Annotated in this window: 14 protein-coding genes and 1 pseudogene; 7 read left to right on the forward strand and 8 right to left on the reverse strand. The window is 70.3% G+C overall.

Annotation, left to right across the window (positions count from 1 at the left end; all coding sequences use genetic code 11):
- Positions 1 to 19 precede the first annotated feature (19 nt).
- Entirely contained in the window at positions 20 to 403 is a 384-nt protein-coding gene (locus ACWEPG_RS08215) for a DUF4259 domain-containing protein (RefSeq protein ID WP_450115245.1), read from the reverse strand.
- A gap of 134 nt (positions 404 to 537) precedes the next feature.
- Between ACWEPG_RS08215 and ACWEPG_RS08220 the strand changes: the two genes are divergently transcribed.
- From ACWEPG_RS08220 to ACWEPG_RS08230, 3 genes are all read left to right on the forward strand, one after another.
- Positions 538 to 2,031 carry a carboxyl transferase domain-containing protein gene (locus ACWEPG_RS08220; RefSeq protein ID WP_450115244.1) on the forward strand — a complete coding sequence of 498 codons (1,494 nt, stop codon included), beginning with the start codon at positions 538 to 540 and terminating at the stop codon, positions 2,029 to 2,031.
- Positions 2,028 to 3,050: a hypothetical protein gene (locus ACWEPG_RS08225; protein WP_450115243.1), complete on the forward strand. Its 1,023-nt coding sequence runs from the start codon at positions 2,028 to 2,030 to the stop codon at positions 3,048 to 3,050. The genes ACWEPG_RS08220 and ACWEPG_RS08225 overlap by 4 nt, the downstream gene beginning before the upstream one ends.
- A gap of 92 nt (positions 3,051 to 3,142) precedes the next feature.
- Positions 3,143 to 4,009, forward strand: coding sequence for a DUF559 domain-containing protein (locus ACWEPG_RS08230; RefSeq protein ID WP_452594213.1), 867 nt, complete (start codon positions 3,143 to 3,145; stop codon positions 4,007 to 4,009).
- A 59-nt stretch (positions 4,010 to 4,068) separates the two neighbouring features.
- On the opposite strand, the gene ACWEPG_RS08235 is transcribed toward ACWEPG_RS08230, so the two are convergent.
- Positions 4,069 to 4,743, reverse strand: coding sequence for a GOLPH3/VPS74 family protein (locus tag ACWEPG_RS08235; RefSeq protein WP_450115242.1), 675 nt, complete (start codon positions 4,741 to 4,743; stop codon positions 4,069 to 4,071).
- A gap of 215 nt (positions 4,744 to 4,958) precedes the next feature.
- Here ACWEPG_RS08235 and ACWEPG_RS08240 point away from each other — a divergent pair, with 215 nt between their 5' ends.
- The 3 genes from ACWEPG_RS08240 (at position 4,959) to ACWEPG_RS08250 (ending at position 9,060) form a co-directional block, all read left to right on the forward strand.
- The gene (locus tag ACWEPG_RS08240; RefSeq protein ID WP_450115241.1) at positions 4,959 to 6,866 is read left to right on the forward strand and encodes a propionyl-CoA synthetase; all 1,908 of its coding nucleotides are present in this window, start codon (positions 4,959 to 4,961) and stop codon (positions 6,864 to 6,866) included.
- 114 nt (positions 6,867 to 6,980) lie between these two features.
- Positions 6,981 to 7,715, forward strand: a complete 735-nt coding sequence (locus ACWEPG_RS08245; RefSeq protein ID WP_450115240.1) for a response regulator transcription factor — start codon at positions 6,981 to 6,983, stop codon at positions 7,713 to 7,715.
- Between the two features lie 25 nt (positions 7,716 to 7,740).
- Positions 7,741 to 9,060 carry a sensor histidine kinase gene (locus tag ACWEPG_RS08250; RefSeq protein WP_450115239.1) on the forward strand — a complete coding sequence of 440 codons (1,320 nt, stop codon included), beginning with the start codon at positions 7,741 to 7,743 and terminating at the stop codon, positions 9,058 to 9,060.
- A gap of 98 nt (positions 9,061 to 9,158) precedes the next feature.
- Here ACWEPG_RS08250 and ACWEPG_RS08255 read toward each other — a convergent pair whose 3' ends face one another.
- From ACWEPG_RS08255 to pdxH, 6 genes and pseudogenes are all read right to left on the reverse strand, one after another.
- Entirely contained in the window at positions 9,159 to 9,512 is a 354-nt protein-coding gene (locus ACWEPG_RS08255; protein ID WP_450115256.1) for an FKBP-type peptidyl-prolyl cis-trans isomerase, read from the reverse strand.
- An 18-nt stretch (positions 9,513 to 9,530) separates the two neighbouring features.
- Positions 9,531 to 9,884: pseudogene (locus tag ACWEPG_RS08260) on the reverse strand (FKBP-type peptidyl-prolyl cis-trans isomerase); the annotation flags it as partial.
- Positions 9,884 to 11,182, reverse strand: coding sequence for a citrate synthase (locus ACWEPG_RS08265; protein WP_450115238.1), 1,299 nt, complete (start codon positions 11,180 to 11,182; stop codon positions 9,884 to 9,886). The gene ACWEPG_RS08265 and the pseudogene ACWEPG_RS08260, both read right to left, overlap by 1 nt.
- 147 nt (positions 11,183 to 11,329) lie before the next feature.
- Positions 11,330 to 12,244, reverse strand: coding sequence for an aldose 1-epimerase family protein (locus ACWEPG_RS08270; protein WP_450115237.1), 915 nt, complete (start codon positions 12,242 to 12,244; stop codon positions 11,330 to 11,332).
- Between the two features lie 57 nt (positions 12,245 to 12,301).
- Positions 12,302 to 13,588, reverse strand: a complete 1,287-nt coding sequence (locus tag ACWEPG_RS08275) for an MFS transporter (protein ID WP_452594214.1) — start codon at positions 13,586 to 13,588, stop codon at positions 12,302 to 12,304.
- The gene (gene pdxH / locus ACWEPG_RS08280; RefSeq protein WP_452594215.1) at positions 13,585 to 14,286 is read right to left on the reverse strand and encodes a pyridoxamine 5'-phosphate oxidase; all 702 of its coding nucleotides are present in this window, start codon (positions 14,284 to 14,286) and stop codon (positions 13,585 to 13,587) included. The genes ACWEPG_RS08275 and pdxH overlap by 4 nt, the downstream gene beginning before the upstream one ends.
- 173 nt (positions 14,287 to 14,459) lie before the next feature.
- On the opposite strand from pdxH, the gene ACWEPG_RS08285 reads away from it, so the two are divergent.
- A complete protein-coding gene (locus tag ACWEPG_RS08285; protein WP_450115234.1) occupies positions 14,460 to 15,584 on the forward strand; it encodes a citrate synthase 2 in 1,125 nt (374 codons plus the stop codon).
- Positions 15,585 to 15,653 lie beyond the last annotated feature (69 nt).

Consider the following 15,653-nt stretch of genomic DNA (forward strand, 5'->3'; position numbering starts at 1 on the left):
GGCCGACTTCTCGAGGGCTTCAGCCCTGTTCGCGCTGCGCCGCGAGCGATACAGCTCGCTCGAAGGTGTCGACGAGCACCGCACGCCGGGCTTCCTTGTAGTCGGCATCCGGATCGAGATCGTCGATGTACCCGTCCCATGCACGCAGGTACCGGTCACGCCAATCGGCCACCACCGCCACCGCCGGAAAGGTCGCACCAACCCGTCCCGGCTCGACGATCCCGACCAGGATCTCGAGCCACGCCGGCACCATCTCCCCGCCCCACTCATCCGGTTCGAGAGCCGAATCGTCGGATCCGTCGCCGAACTGCTCCGCAATGTCGGCGATGATCCCGTCCGTCAGCGCACTCAATCCGTCCGCAACGGTGTCACTGTCGAAATTCCCCGGACCCCAGACACCCACCGCAATCCTCCCTGCCCGTCGTAACCCTTCTCGGGTGCCCCACCATAGGGGTGCCGCGAGTTCCCGGCCGGGACCACCCCTCGCGATGAACCTGTACCCGCTGACGGCCGGGACCGTTGGCTAATGTCGAGCACATGCCCGCGCGACTGTCCGCCCACGACGTTCTCGACCTGGTCCTCGACGAGGACAGCTACCGGTCCTGGGACACCGCACCGCTCGAGGTGGACGCCGACGCCGGCTACCGCGCCGACCTCGAAGCAGCGCGGGCGAAGACCGGACTCGACGAGTCCGTCATCACCGGGGAGGGCACCGTCCGCGGTCGTCGGGTCGCGGTGATCGCCTGCGAGTTCGGCTTCCTCGCCGGCTCGATCGGCGTCGCGGCGGCCGAGCGCATCGTCACCGCCGTCGAACGCGCGACCGCGCAGCGGTTGCCGCTGCTTGCCTCCCCGACCTCGGGCGGCACCCGGATGCAGGAGGGGACCCTCGCGTTCGTGCAGATGGTGAAGATCGCCGCGGCGATCACCGTGCACAAGGCGGCGGGCCTGCCGTACCTGGTGTACCTGCGGAATCCGACGACCGGCGGCGTGTTCGCGTCGTGGGGTTCGCTCGGGCACGTGACCGTCGCGCAGCCGGGCGCCCTGGTCGGGTTCCTCGGTCCGCGCGTCTACCAGGCCCTGTACGGGGAGGCGTTTCCCGAGGGGGTGCAGACGTCGGAGAACCTGTACGCCAACGGCGTCATCGACGGGGTGGTCGAGCCGAGGGAGCTGCGGCATCTGGTCCCCCGCGCACTGCGGGTGATGACCGGCGAGACGGACGAGTTCGTCGACACGCGCCCAGAACCCGCCGCCATCCCGGACGTGCCCGCCTGGCAGTCGGTGATGCTGTCGCGGCGCGCCGACCGCCCCGGTATCCGGCAACTGTTGCGGTACGCCGCAACCGAGCAGGTGCCGCTTTCGGGCACCGGGCAGGGCGAGGCCGACAAGACGGTGCTGGTGTCGCTGGCACGGTTCCGGGGACAACCGTGCGTGCTGTTCGGACAGGACCGCAGCGGCCAGTCCCCCGAGACGACGATGGGTCCCGGCGCCCTGCGCGAGGCCCGGCGGGCGATGAAACTGGCCGGGGAACTTCGCATCCCGCTGGTGTCGGTGATTGACACCCTCGGAGCGTCGCTGTCGAAGGAGGCCGAGGAGCGGGGCCTCGCCCCCGAGATCGCCCGCTGCCTGGCGGATCTCGTCACCCTCGACACCCCGACGGTGTCGGTGCTGCTCGGTCAGGGCACCGGCGGTGGCGCCCTGGCACTGCTGCCCGCGGACCGCGTGCTCGCCGCGCAGAACGGCTGGCTCGCGCCCCTGCCGCCGGAGGGCGCCAGCGCGATCGTGCACCGCGACACCACCCACGCGCCGCGAATGGCCGAGGCACAGGGAATCCGGTCCCGCGACCTGTTGCGCGACGGCGTTGTCGACGCGATCATTCCAGAACTGCCCGACGCCGCGGAGGAACCGATCGGCTTCTCCAAGCGCGTCGGCGAGGCCATCGCGCGCGAACTCGCCTCCCTCGCCGCCGTCCCCGCCGAGCGGCGGGCCGCCGACCGCACCGCCCGCTACCGCAACCTCGGACTGCAGCGATGAGAGCCGACACCCGGGACCACGACTCGGCGGCGCTGGCCCGATTCGAACTGTTCCTGGTCGCGGCGGTGGCCACGGTCCTGGTCACCCGCGCCTACCTCGCCGCGACGGGCTACCCGCAGATCGGGGGCGGCGCACTGCACGTCGCGCACGTGCTGTGGGGTGGACTGCTGATGGCGGTGGCCCTCGTCGCGCTCGGGATCGGCGAGGGCAGCCGGGTCCGACTGCTGTCGGCCCTCGTCGGCGGAATCGGCTTCGGCCTGTTCGTCGACGAGATCGGCAAGTTCGTCACCGCCGACGTCAACTACTTCTTCCAGCCCGCGATCGCGATGATCTATGTCGTGTTCGTGCTGTTCTATCTGATTGCCCGCGAGGCGATCACCCGGGCCGGACTGCCCGACGAGCGGCGGGTGGCGATCGGTGCGGGCGCGATCACCGATCTCGCTCTCAGGCAACTCGACGACGTCCGCCGCCGCGCCGTGATCGGGGTGCTCGACGGGGTCCGCGATCCGCGATTCGCCGATCTGGCGGCCACCCTCCGCGCGGCGCTGATCTCGGAGGCGGTCGCCGACAACAGCGCGGGTACGCGGATCGCCCGCGTGCGCGACACCATCACCCGGCGCACCGACCGGGTGCTCGGGCACCGCGTCGTGCGCCGGCTGGTGCTGGCGCTGTTCGTGATCCAGGCCGTGTTCGCCGTAGCATCGGTGGCCGCCGCACTGTTCGCCGACAACGAGACCGCGGTCGACGATCTCTCCGACACCATGGTCCAACTGTCGAGCACGGTGTCCGGAGCCCTGGCCGTGCTCGGTGTGTGGTTCCTGTGGCGCGGCCCGTACCTGCGTGCGCTGCGGCTGCTGTACGCCTCGATCGTCGTCAATCTCCTGGTGACGCAGGTCTTCCTGTTCGCCCAGGAACAGCTCGGTGCGCTCACCGGATTCGTGCTGTCCCTCGCGATGCTCGGCTGCCTCCGGCTCGCGATCCGCGCGGAGGAGGACGGGGCGGTGAAACAGCCGGCCTGAGAAGGTGTGCGTTTCCTCCCGCATTCCGGGCGGAATCCCACATCTTCCGTGTCGAACGGAACCCGCGGCCGTTCGGTGCGTCCAAACCGGGCATGACCCCGAATCGTGTGCACTCGACGATGGCCAGGCAGGACGGCGTGATCACACTGCGCCAAGCACTGCACGCCGGGATGAGCGACTCCGCCGTCAGCAGACGGGTCGCGTCGGGTGAATGGCGACGCCTGGATACCGGCATCTACCTTCGCGCCGATCGACCCCATAGCGCCGCGGTCCGACTCCGGGCGGCCGTGTACGGCGCCGGGTCGGACTCCGTCGCATGCGGCCCGAGCGCAGCCTGGTGGCACGGACTGATCGAGAGACCGCCGGCTCGGTGCGACGTGACCGTTCCTCGATGTCGCACAGTCCGCTCCCGCAAGAACGTACGGATCCGCAGGCGTGACCTGGAGTGGGTCGACATCGGGCACCTGAAATCGTTGCGCTGCACCGAATTGTCCCTAACCGTCCTCGAAGCGGCGGTCGAATTGAGGTCGGGTTCAGTGATGATGGACCGCGCGCTGCAAAGGCACACGACCCTGCCGATCCTGCAGGCCGTGCACGAGCGGAACTCCGGTCGGCGCGGCACGGTGGCCGCCGCGAAACTACTCCACTCGGCGGGCGAGGGCGGTGCGTCGGAAGCCGAGCGGATGATCCACCGACTGCTGCGGCGGGCGGGGATCACCGGATGGAAACCGCACTTGACCAGTTGCGGCTACGAGATCGACGTCGCCTTCGTCCGCCCCCGGGTCGCAATAGAGGTGGACGGCTGGGCCTGGCACCGTGACGTCGAACGGTTCAACCACGATCTCGAGAGGCAGAACGTCCTGGTGAACGCAGGCTGGCACCTATTGCGGTTCAGCTGGCACCAGCTGCACCACGACCCGGACCGGGTCCTCGGGCAGATCGTCGCCGCGCTCGGATGAAAATGCGGGATTCCTGCCGCATTCCGGGAGGAATCCCACACAACTCACCCGGAACCCGGCTAGCTGCCACCCGCCGCGACGGACGGCACGATCACCGCGGCGATGACGGCCGCGTTCACGGCCTCGACGGCCCGGTGGACGGCGACGGCGGCCCAGTCACCGTTCGCGATCTCCTTGGCGCGCTTCCGGATCGCCTTCTTTCCGGCGTCGGGGAACACCTTCGGCGCCGCGTCGACGGCGGACAGCAGCGAGACCAGCGCGGAGGTGCGTGGGTCGGGCGCGGCACCGTCGACGAGGACCGTCCACAGCCTGTCGCGAACCACCCGCTCGTGGGTGGCGTCCACGGACGGCCACGTCTTCGTCGGGAAGATGCCGAGCAGCCTGCCCTTGGACTCGTGCACCCAGCCGCGCTCGACGATCCGGCCGAGCACAGCCTCCTTCAGGCCGGTGCCGAGCTTCTCGATGGCCCGCTCCGGCTTCATCGGCTTCGATCCGCGCAGCTGCGCGACGGCGTGCGCGAGGATCGGGTCCAGCGGCGCCGTCCGATTGGTCAGTACCAGCCGCCCCTTCTTCACGTCCCCGTCCCCCGTCGCCGGTTCGACGATCCCGTCGATGGCGAGATCGAGCAGGACCGCTCCCGCGAGGACCCGGGGCAGCGTGGCCCCGTCCACGACGGGCTTGCCGGTGTCGTCGTCGAGCAGGAGCAGCAGCAGGTCCTCGGCGAGCAGCGTCATGGTTCCCACCGTACGGGCAGGAACCGGCGCAGACGCGCAACGCCCGACGGCGCCGTTCACCGACAATTCACCGCCGCCCGCCGCACCGTGTCGGCCCGACCCGCCGACCAGGCATGTGGGGGCGGGCAAATCCCCTAGGGTGTAGTGCGCATCACAGATGCTGTGCAGTGCGCATCGCAGATGCGGGCACACGGGCAAGGAGAGGACACGAGTCGATGAGTGCAGTCGAGCACGCGAACGGCGCCTACGCCGAGGCATTCCGCGAGAGCGTCGAGCAACCGGAGAGCTTCTGGCTCAAGGCTGCCGAGGCCATCGACTGGGTGACCGCTCCGACCAAGGCGCTCGACGACTCCGCGGCGCCGATGTACCGGTGGTTCCCCGACGCCCGCCTCAACACCTGCTTCAACGCGCTGGACCGGCACGTCGCCGCCGGGCGCGGCGACCAGGCCGCGCTGATCTACGACTCCGCGATGATCGGCACGACCCGCACCTACACCTACGCGGAACTGCTCGACCAGGTGTCTCGGTTCGCGGGAGTCCTCGCCGCCCAGGGCATCACCGCGGGCGACCGCGTCGTGGTCTACATGCCGATGATCCCGGAGGCCGCGATCGCGATGCTGGCGTGCGCCCGCATCGGTGCCGTGCACTCGGTGGTGTTCGGCGGGTTCGCCGCCGCCGAGCTCGCCGCCCGCATCGACGACGCCGAGCCGAAGGCCCTGATCACCGCGTCAGGCGGTCTCGAGCCGGGCCGGACGATCGAGTACCTGCCGATGGTGGAGCGGGCCCTCGGGCTGACCGGCAAGGCTCCCGCGACGATCATCGTCAAGGACCGCGAACAGATCCCCGGCAGCGCCGCCGACCACGACGGCTGGCTGGACTGGGACGCCGCGATCGCCGAGGGCGCCCCGGCCGACTGCGTCCCGGTCGCCGCCACCGACCCGCTGTACATCCTCTACACCTCGGGCACCACCGGAAAGCCCAAGGGCGTGGTCCGCGACAACGGCGGGCACGCGGTCGCGCTGGCCTGGTCGATGCGCAACATCTACGACATCGGCGCCGGTCAGGTGATGTGGACGGCCTCCGACGTCGGCTGGGTCGTCGGGCACTCCTACATCGTGTACGCACCGCTGCTGGTCGGCGCGACCACGATCGTCTACGAGGGCAAGCCGGTCGGCACCCCCGACGCGGGCGCGTTCTGGCGCGTCATCGAGCAGCACCGGGTCCGTGCGCTGTTCACCGCGCCGACCGCGATCCGCGCCATCCGCAAGGAGGACCCGGAGGCCGCCGAGCTCGCCAAGTACGACATCTCCTCGCTGACCACACTGTTCGCGGCAGGCGAGCGGCTCGACCCCGACACCTACGAGTGGGCCGGCGCCAAGCTTGGTGTCCCGGTGATCGACCACTGGTGGCAGACCGAGACCGGCTGGGCGATCTGCGCGAACCTGCGAGGGCTCGAGCCGATGCCGATCAAGGCGGGCTCGCCGACGGTGTCGGTGCCCGGCTACCGGGTGCAGATCGTCGACGGTGAGGGCACCGAGGTCGCGCCGGGCACCGAGGGCAACATCGTGATCAAGCTGCCGTTGCCGCCGGGCACGCTGGCCGGGTTGTGGCGCGACGAGGAGCGCTACGTCAAGTCGTACCTGTCGACGTTCCAGGGCTACTACCTGACCGGCGACTCCGGCTACATCGACGCCGACGGCTACGTCTTCGTCCTCGGCCGCAGCGACGACGTGATCAACGTCGCCGGACACCGGCTCTCCACCGGCGCGATGGAAGCGGTCGTCGCGCAGCACGTGGCGGTCGCCGAGTGCGCAGTGGTCGGCATCAAGGACGACCTCAAGGGTCAGCGGCCCAGCGGCTACGTGGTGCTCAAGGCAGGCGCCGACATCGACCACGAGGTGCTGCGCACCGAACTGGTGGCGATGGTCCGCGACCAGATCGGCGCGGTCGCCACGTTCCGCGACGTGACGGTTGTGCAGGCGCTGCCGAAGACCCGCTCCGGCAAGATCCTGCGCAAGACGATGCGGCAGATCGCCGACCACGAGGACTACGCGGTCCCGTCGACCATCGAGGACCCCGCCGTCCTCGACGCGCTCGCGCGGCTCCTCGGCCCGACCTCGTAGGTCGCCGGGCACGGCCACCGACCCGCACCCGGCGACCGGGACCGGGGCGGTGGCCGTGCCGCTCGGCCCGTACGCCACCGCCGGGGTCACGCGGACCGCGCGGACCCCCGCAACATGCACAATGGCGGGGTGACCGAGACCGCATCCGCCACCGTCCTGGTAGTCGACGACGACGAGGACGTGCTCTCCTCCCTTCGCCGTGGCCTGCGCCTGTCCGGGTTCACGATCCTGACGGCCGGCGACGGGGCGGAGGCGCTGTCCGTGGTCGCGGACCGCGCGCCCGACGCCGTGGTGCTGGACATGAACATGCCCGTCCTCGACGGGGCCAGCGTCGTCACGGCGCTGCGGGCGATGGGCAACGACATCCCCATCTGCGTGCTCAGTGCCCGCTCCTCGGTGGGCGACCGGGTGGCCGGACTCGAAGCGGGCGCGGACGACTACCTCGTCAAACCGTTCGTGCTCGCCGAACTCGTCGCCCGGATCAACGCGATGCTGCGCCGGCGCGCAGCACCGGTTCAGCCCGCCGGACCGACCGGGACGGCCCAGGGCAGCCTCACCGTCGGGTCGCTCGTCATGGACATGCCGGGGCGGCGCGCCGTCCTGGACGGCCACGAAATCGATCTCACCAAAAGGGAATTCGAGCTCCTGGCGGTCCTGGTCCGCAACCACGGCGTCGTCCTCACCCGCGAACGACTGCTGGAGCTGGTCTGGGGGTACGACTTCGTCGCCGACACCAACGTCGTCGACGTGTTCGTCGGATACCTGCGCCGCAAGCTGGAGGCACACGGGCACCCCCGCATCCTGCAGACCGTCCGCGGAGTCGGCTTCGTGCTCCGGGACCCCGCGTGAGGACGACGGCCGTGAGGGCGCCGCGGTGAGCCGGCGGCGGTCCTACTCACTGCGGGCCCGCGTCGCCGCCGCGGCCGCGCTCGGCGCCACCGTCATCGTCGCGCTGCTCGGCATCTTCGTCTCGATCGCGATCTCGCGGAACAACATCGCCCAACTGGACCGTCGACTCGACACCGCGTCCAGCGTGCTGATCGGCAACATCGCGACGGCCGCGTCGTTCCTGCCGTCCTTCGGCGACGGCGGCGCGTTCGCGATCACCATCCGCTCCACCGGCACCGGCGATGTCATCGCCAGTACCCCCACCCGGCTGCCCGCCGTCGACGTCGGCGCCGAGACCGTGCGGGTCGACGGCACGGACTATCGCGTGTCAACCAACGAGATTCCCGACACACCGATGCTGATGTCGCTCGCGGTGCCCGCCTCGGAGGCCCAGGACGTGACCACCGATCAGCGGAAGTGGGTCCTGATCGCCGGGGTGTTCGCGATCGCCGCGGCCCTCGGGCTCGGCTGGGTGTTCGGTGGTCGTGCGGTGCGCCCGATCGTGAAGCTGACCCAGCAGATCGGCAGTGACGCACCGCAACCCACGAAGGTCTCCGGCGTCCGCGAGGCCGAGGAACTGGCCCTCGCGATCGAGAAGATGCTCACCCGGATCGCCGAGGCGCAGGGCCAGACGGAGGCCGCCCTCGAGACCGCCCGAGACTTCGCGGCCGCGTCCGCGCACGAGCTGCGCACCCCGCTGACCGCGATGCGCACCGACATCGAGGTGCTGTCCACCCTCGAACTCGACGAGACGCAGCGCCGCGAGATCCTCGCCGACCTCGCGCGCACCCAGGGCCGGGTGGAGTCCACGCTGTCCGCGCTCGAACGCCTCGCGTCCGGCGAACTGTCCAGCGACCGGGACCACGTGCCCACCGACCTCGCCGAACTGTGCGATGCCGCCGCGCACGACGCGGAGCGTCTGCACCCGGACCTGACGGTCCGCGTCGAAGCCGACCCGTCACTGGTGATCCGCGGCCTGCCCGCCGGGATGCGCCTGGCGGTGGACAACGCGACCGCGAACGCGGTCCGGCACGGCGGCGCCACCGAGGTGGTGCTTGCGGTGCACCGGCGGTGGGACGGCACGGTCCGGCTCACCGTCGACGACAACGGCCGCGGCATCCCGGCGACCGAGCGCGAGATCGTCTTCGAACGGTTCCGCCGCGGCTCCGGCGCCGCGACGGGCGGCTCGGGGCTGGGCCTGGCCCTGGTCGCCCAGCAGGCCCAATTGCACGGCGGCCGAGCATGGTTCGAGGACAGCAAACTCGGCGGAGTGCGGCTGGTGTTCGAGTTCCCCAATCGCCCCTGAGCAGGCTGCGTGCTTCTCCTGTCGAGCCGCGCGTGGCAGGGCACAGGACGCGAAAGGCCCCGTACCGCTTGCGGTACGGGGCCTTTCGAGCGAGTGACCTAGTTGGTGCCGAGCAGGTCGATGATGAAGACCAGCGTCTTGCCACCGAGCGGGTGCCCGGAGCCGGCGGCGCCGTAGGCGAGCTCCGGCGGGACGGTCAGCTTGCGGCGACCGCCGACCTTCATGCCGGGGATGCCTTCCTGCCAGCCCGGGATCAGCCGGCCGAGCGGGAACTTCACCGAGTCGCCCCGCTGGAACGAGGAGTCGAACACGGCGTTCGTGTCGTACTCGACACCGTGGTAGTGCACGTCCACGACCCCGCCGCGCTGCGCCTCGGCGCCGTCACCGACGGTGATGTCCTCGATGACCAGCTCGGTCGGCGCCGGGCCGGTGGCCGGAGCCACCTCGGGCACCGGCGGCGGCACCACGACGTCGTGCAGGTCGATGACGAAGATCAGCGTCTTGCCGGACAGCTGGTGGCCGGAGCCGGCCGGGCCGTAGGCGAGCTCCGGCGGGATGACCAGCTTGCGGCGACCGCCGACCTTCATGCCGGGGATGCCCTCCTGCCAACCGGCGATCAGGCCGGCGAGCGGGAAGGTGATGGACTCGCCGCGCAGGAACGAGGAGTCGAACACCTCGCCACTGTCGAGCTCGACACCGTGGTAGTCGACCTCGACCTTGGCGCCGGGCGTGGCCTCGGCGCCGTCACCGACGGTGATGTCCTCGATGACCAGCTCGGTGGGCGCGGGGCCCTCCCAGGGCTCGATTTCGGGTGCGTTGCTCATCAGCGGTTCCCCAGATCGACGTAGTTGCGCTCGGTGTAGCCGGTGTAGATCTGCCGCGGGCGGCCGATCTTGGTGGCCGGATCCTCGTGCATCTCGCGCCAGTGCGCGATCCAGCCGGGCAGCCGGCCCATTGCGAACAGGACGGTGAACATGCGCGTCGGGAAGCCCATCGCGCGGTAGATCAGACCCGTGTAGAAGTCCACGTTCGGGTACAGCTTGCGCTCGATGAAGTACTCGTCGGTGAGCGCGGTCTCCTCGAGGGCCTTCGCGATGTCGAGGAGTTCGTCGTCGCCGCCGAGCTTGGACAGGATGGTGTCCGCGGCCTTCTTGACCAGCGCGGCACGCGGGTCGTAGTTGCGGTAGACGCGGTGCCCGAAGCCCATGAGCTTCACGCCGTCTTCCTTGTTCTTGACCTTGCGGACGAACTCCTTGGTGTCGCCGCCGCTGGCCTTGATCTCGTCGAGCATCTCGAGCACGGCCTGGTTGGCACCACCGTGCAGCGGGCCCCACAGCGCGTTGATGCCCGCGGACACCGAGGTGAACAGGTTCGCGTCCGACGAGCCGACCATGCGCACCGTCGACGTCGAGCAGTTCTGCTCGTGGTCGGCGTGCAGGATCAGCAGCATGTCGAGGGCCTTGGCGATCTCCGGGTCCACCGCGTACGGCTCGGCGGGGAACCCGAAGGTCATCCGCAGGAAGTTCTCCACCAGCGACAGCGAGTTGTCCGGGTACAGGAACGGCTGGCCCACGGACTTCTTGTACGCGTACGCCGCGATCGTCGGGAGCTTCGCCAGCAGGCGCGTGGTGGACAGCTCCACCTGCTCCGGATCGTCGGGGTCCAGAGAGTCCTGGTAGTACGCCGACAGCGCGTTCACCGCGGACGAGAGCACCGGCATCGGGTGCGCGTTGCGCGGGAAGCCGTCGAAGAACCGCTTGAGGTCCTCGTGCAGCAGGGTGTGCCGCTGGATACGGGTGGTGAACGCCGCCAGCTCGTCGGTGGTCGGCAGCTCGCCGTAGATGAGCAGGTAGCTGACCTCGATGAAGGTCGAGCTCTCCGCCAGCTGCTCGATCGGGTACCCGCGGTAACGCAGGATGCCCTGGTCCCCGTCGATGTAGGTGATCGCCGACTTGGTGGAGGCGGTGTTGACGAATCCGGGATCGAGGGTGGTGTACCCCGTCGCGGAAAGGAGCTTGCCCAGCTCGATGCCGTCATTGCCTTCGGTTGCCTTGGCAATGGACATCGAGTGTGCGCCACCCGGGTAGCTGAGCGTGGGCGTGGTGTCATCGACAGCGGGCACGGAGGATCCCTCTCAAACTCGAGGCTTTGCGAGTTGCAATAGTCAGTCGCTTAGAGAACCTAGTCGCAGTTACCCGTGCCCGCCCAGGGTGGGTCACCGTTTCGCCCGGGTCAGGACGTAACGAAATGCCCTGACCTGGCGATTGGGTCACGCCGCGGCGATGCCCCAGCTGCCCGACCAGCGTTCGCCCGGCGCGAGCACAACCTGGTCGATCCCGGTGTTGAACGCGTCCGGCGGGCACGTCATCGGTTCGACGGCCAACGCCCGGCCGCGGTCCGGGTAGCCCTGACCGTTCGCGGGGTCGGCGATGAACACCTGCACCCAACCGAATGCCCGGTCCGTCCACAGCATCGCTCCGGACCCGTCCGGGGCCCGCAGCTCGTGCCTGGCCCGGCCGTCGGGGTCGGGGACGATCGAGCTGAAGGGGGTGTCCAGCGAGACCCCCACGAGCGGGCGCGGCACGGTGAAGTCGTACTCGGTGTCGTACACCGACTGCGACGGTCCGCTCGGCAGCATCCGGTCGGGGTCGAGCGGAAGCCTGGTGCCCGCCGTCAGCCGCAGGGTGCACTCGTCGAGAGGGACGTCACCGGCCCGCAGGTACGCGTGCACCCCGAGGCCGAACGGTGCGGGGGTGGCGCCGACGTTGGTCGCGGTGTGCGAGACGGTGAGCCCGTCCGCGCCGAGTTCGTGTACGACGGTCAGCTGCAACGGGTACGGCCAACCCTTGTGCAGCCCGATCCGGATGCGCTGTTCGACCCGGTGCTCGGAGTGCTCGACGAGTTCCCAGTCGTCGCGGCGGACCAGGCCGTGGATCGCGTTGCCGCGGGACGGCTCGGTCAGCGCCAACTGGTGGTCGACGCCGTCGAACCAGAACTTGCCGTCGCGGATCCGGTTCGGCCACGGCGCGAGGACCAGCCCCGCGGACAGCGGTGGCCGTTCCTGCGCGGGCCAGGTCTCGGTCAGTGCCCGTCCCGCGTGGGTGAGCAGCCGCAGGCCCGCACCGCGGGCCACCACCTCCGCCTGGTAGTCGCCGAATCGGATCTCGTACACGGGCACACGCATGAGGCCAGTGTCCACGAATCGCACGACATCGCGACAACTTTCGGGCGGCCGGGTGTTTCACACGAGCTGGGCGCGCTCGACCCGGTACCGCAGGAAGGCCGGCAACAGCAGGCAGGCGACGACCACCCCGATCACGACCAGGACTCCACCGCCCGCGGCGGCGACCGCGGTCCCGAACGCGTACGCCGCCGCGCCGTGCAGCACGTCGCCGATCCGCGGACCGCCCGCGACGACGACGATGAACACGCCTTGCAGCCGGCCGCGCATGTCGTCGGGGGCGACCTGCTGGAGCATCGTCGAGCGGAACGCCGCCGAGATCATGTCGACGGCGCCGCCGAACGCGAGGAACGCCAGCGCGATCCACAGCAGCAGCGGACCGCTCTCCGGGTCCGCGAGACCGACCGCCACACCGAAACCGACCATCGCCAGGCCCCACGCCACGATGCAGGCGACGACCGCGCGGCCCTGGTACCGGACGCGGGGCAGCCAGCCGGAGAACACGCCGCCGACCACCGCACCCGCAGACATCGCCGCGAACAGCAGGCCGAGCGCCACACCCCCGGACGCCGGGTCGCCGAACGTCTCGTGCGCGATCTGCGGGAACAGGGCCCGCGGCATCCCGAACACCATCGCGATGATGTCGACGACGAACGACGCGAGCAGCACCTTCTGGGTGGACAGGTAGGAGAACCCGTCGAGGACCGACCGCAGGCCCGCCCGGGTGGTGGGACCGGTCGGTCGCAGCGCGGGCAGCCGCGACACCGCCCACAGCGTCGCCAGCAGGGCGATCGAATCGATCAGGTACAGGCTCGGCAGGCCGACGGTCGGGATCAGCACCCCCGCGAGCAGCGGGCCTGCGATCGCCCCGAACTGCACGACCGTCATGTTCAGCGAGTTCGCCGCAGGCAGCTGCTCCCCCGGTAGCAGCCGCGGAATGATCGCCGCCCGGGTCGGCTGATTCACCGCGAAGAACGCCTGCTGCAGCGAGAACAGCCCGAGCACCAGCCACACGTTGTTCATGCCCGCCGCGGCCTGGAGCCAGAACAGCACCGACGTCGCGATCAGCCCGATCGTGGTGATCGTGATCAGCCGGCGCCGGTCCATCACGTCGGCCAGCGCGCCGCCCCACAACCCGAACACGACGAGCGGGACCAGGCCGAACACCCCGGTCAGCCCCACGTACGCGGAGCTGCGAGTGATCTCGTACACCTGCTGCGGCACCGCGACGACGCTGAGCTGGGCGCCGATCACCGTGACGATGCCGGACACCCACAGGCGCCGGTAGTGCGGTTCGCGCAGCGGTGTGACGTCGGCGAGCAGCCGACGCCGGGGTCCCCCGGTCACGGTTGCAGGCGCTCCGCGGTCCAGCCAGAGCCGGTACGGGTGACGAGCACCCGGTTGTGCATGCGGTTGGCGCGGCCCTGCCAGAACTCGACCGTCCGCGGCCGGAGCAGGAAACCGCCCCAGTCCGGCAGTCGTGGTACCTCGTCCAGGTCGGCGAAACGTTCGGTGACCTCGACCAGGCGGGCGTCGAGCGCGGCGCGCGAGTCGATGGGGGTGGACTGTTCCGACGCCCACGCCCCGAGCTGGGAGCCGCGCGGGCGGGTCCGCCAGTACTCCGCGGTGACCTCGTCCGGTACCCGGCCCACCTCGCCGCGCACCGTGACCTGATGCGCGAATGCGGTCCAGGCGAACGTCGCCGACGCGTACGGGAACCGGTCCAGCTGCCGAGCCTTGTTCGAGCCGTAGTTGGTGTAGAAGACCAGCCCGTCCTCGGACAGGCCCTTGCAGAGCACCGTGCGCGACGCGGGCCTGCCGTCGGCGTCGACGGTCGCCAGCACCATCGCGTTCGGCTCGGCGATGCCCGCAGCCGTCGCCTGGTCGATCCACCGTTGCAGCAGCGGCAGCCAGCCGTCGGCGACCGTCACGACATCCAGGTTCAATTCGTGGGCAGGCGAATTCACTTCCTGCGCCTGGTACGCGACCCGCATCGCGGCGAGATCGACGGGTTCCGCGGCGGGAGGTTCGGCATCGGACGACACAGCCGAACACGTTACTCCCGGGTATGCCCTGCTCATCGGCGACGCCGAACGGGATAGAGTTCTTCGGTGACCGCGGCGACACGTGCTGCACACCATGCATGCACACCCGCAGGACGGTGATGGCTCAGTGCGGCCCGGACCGGCGGCACTCGGACGAGGAGAATCCACGAGAAATGGCATCCAGCGCGGCAGTACCCGAGGATTTCGTCGCAGGACTCGAGGGCGTCGTCGCCTTCACCAGTGACATCGCCGAACCCGACAAGGACGGTGGCGCGCTGCGCTACCGCGGCGTCGACATCGAGGACCTCGTCGGCCAGGGCGTGACCTTCGGCGACGTGTGGGCACTGCTCGTCGACGGCGAGTTCGGCCAGGGCCTGCCGCCCGCCGAGCCGTTCCCGCTGCCCATCCACACCGGCGACGTCCGCGTCGACGTGCAAGCCGGCCTGGCGATGCTCGCGCCGATCTGGGGCTTCCAGCCGCTCCTCGACATCGACGACGAGACCGCCCGGGAGAACCTGGCCCGCGCCGCCGTCATGGCACTGTCCTACGTCGCGCAGTCCGCGCGCGGCATCTACCAGCCCGCGGTGCCGCAGCAGCGCATCGACGAGGCCAAGACCGTCACCGAGCGGTTCATGGTCCGCTGGAAGGGCGACCCGGATCCGGCGCACGTCGCCGCGATCGACGCCTACTGGGTCTCGGCCGCCGAGCACGGCATGAACGCCTCCACCTTCACCGCCCGCGTCATCGCGTCCACCGGCGCCGACGTGGCGGCCTCGCTGTCCGGCGCGGTCGGCGCGATGTCCGGCCCGCTGCACGGCGGCGCCCCGGCGCGCGTGCTGCCGATGATCGAGGAGACCGAGCGCAGCGGCGACGCCCGCGCGCTGGTCAAGGGCATTCTCGACCGCAAGGAGAAGCTGATGGGCTTCGGGCACCGCGTGTACCGCGCGGAGGATCCCCGGGCCCGGGTGCTGCGCAACACCGCCAAGCGCCTGAACGCGCCGCGCTACGAGGTCGCGGCCGCGCTCGAGCAGGCCGCCCTCGCCGAGCTGCGCGAGCGGCGCCCGGACCGCGCCATCGAGACCAACGTCGAGTTCTGGGCCGCGGTCATCCTCGACTTCGCCGAGGTCCCGGCCGCGATGATGCCCGCGATGTTCACCTGTGGCCGCACCGCCGGCTGGTGCGCGCACATCCTCGAGCAGAAGCGTCTCGGCAAGCTGGTCCGCCCGGCCGCCATCTACACCGGCCCCGCGCCGCGCTCCCCCGAGTCCGTCGCCGGCTGGGACAAGATCGCCCGCTGAGCCGCAGGCCCCGCCGTCCCCGCCCACCTCGCACGTCTCGTCACTCCAACGCAGTAAGGACACATCGCT

This window comes from Rhodococcus sp. NPDC004095 (genome assembly GCF_053604015.1).

Bases quoted from the DNA above. Each gene is read 5' to 3' on its own strand.
- ACWEPG_RS08230 (WP_452594213.1), top strand. From the start codon at position 3,143: ATGACCCCGAATCGTGTGCACTCGACGATGGCCAGGCAGGACGGCGTG.
- ACWEPG_RS08220 (WP_450115244.1), top strand. From the start codon at position 538: ATGCCCGCGCGACTGTCCGCCCACGACGTTCTCGACCTGGTCCTCGAC.
- ACWEPG_RS08240 (WP_450115241.1), top strand. From the start codon at position 4,959: ATGAGTGCAGTCGAGCACGCGAACGGCGCCTACGCCGAGGCATTCCGC.
- ACWEPG_RS08245 (WP_450115240.1), top strand. From the start codon at position 6,981: ATGCACAATGGCGGGGTGACCGAGACCGCATCCGCCACCGTCCTGGTA.
- ACWEPG_RS08270 (WP_450115237.1), bottom strand. From the start codon at position 12,244: ATGCGTGTGCCCGTGTACGAGATCCGATTCGGCGACTACCAGGCGGAG.
- ACWEPG_RS08285 (WP_450115234.1), top strand. From the start codon at position 14,460: ATGGCATCCAGCGCGGCAGTACCCGAGGATTTCGTCGCAGGACTCGAG.
- ACWEPG_RS08225 (WP_450115243.1), top strand. From the start codon at position 2,028: ATGAGAGCCGACACCCGGGACCACGACTCGGCGGCGCTGGCCCGATTC.
- ACWEPG_RS08235 (WP_450115242.1), bottom strand. From the start codon at position 4,743: ATGACGCTGCTCGCCGAGGACCTGCTGCTGCTCCTGCTCGACGACGAC.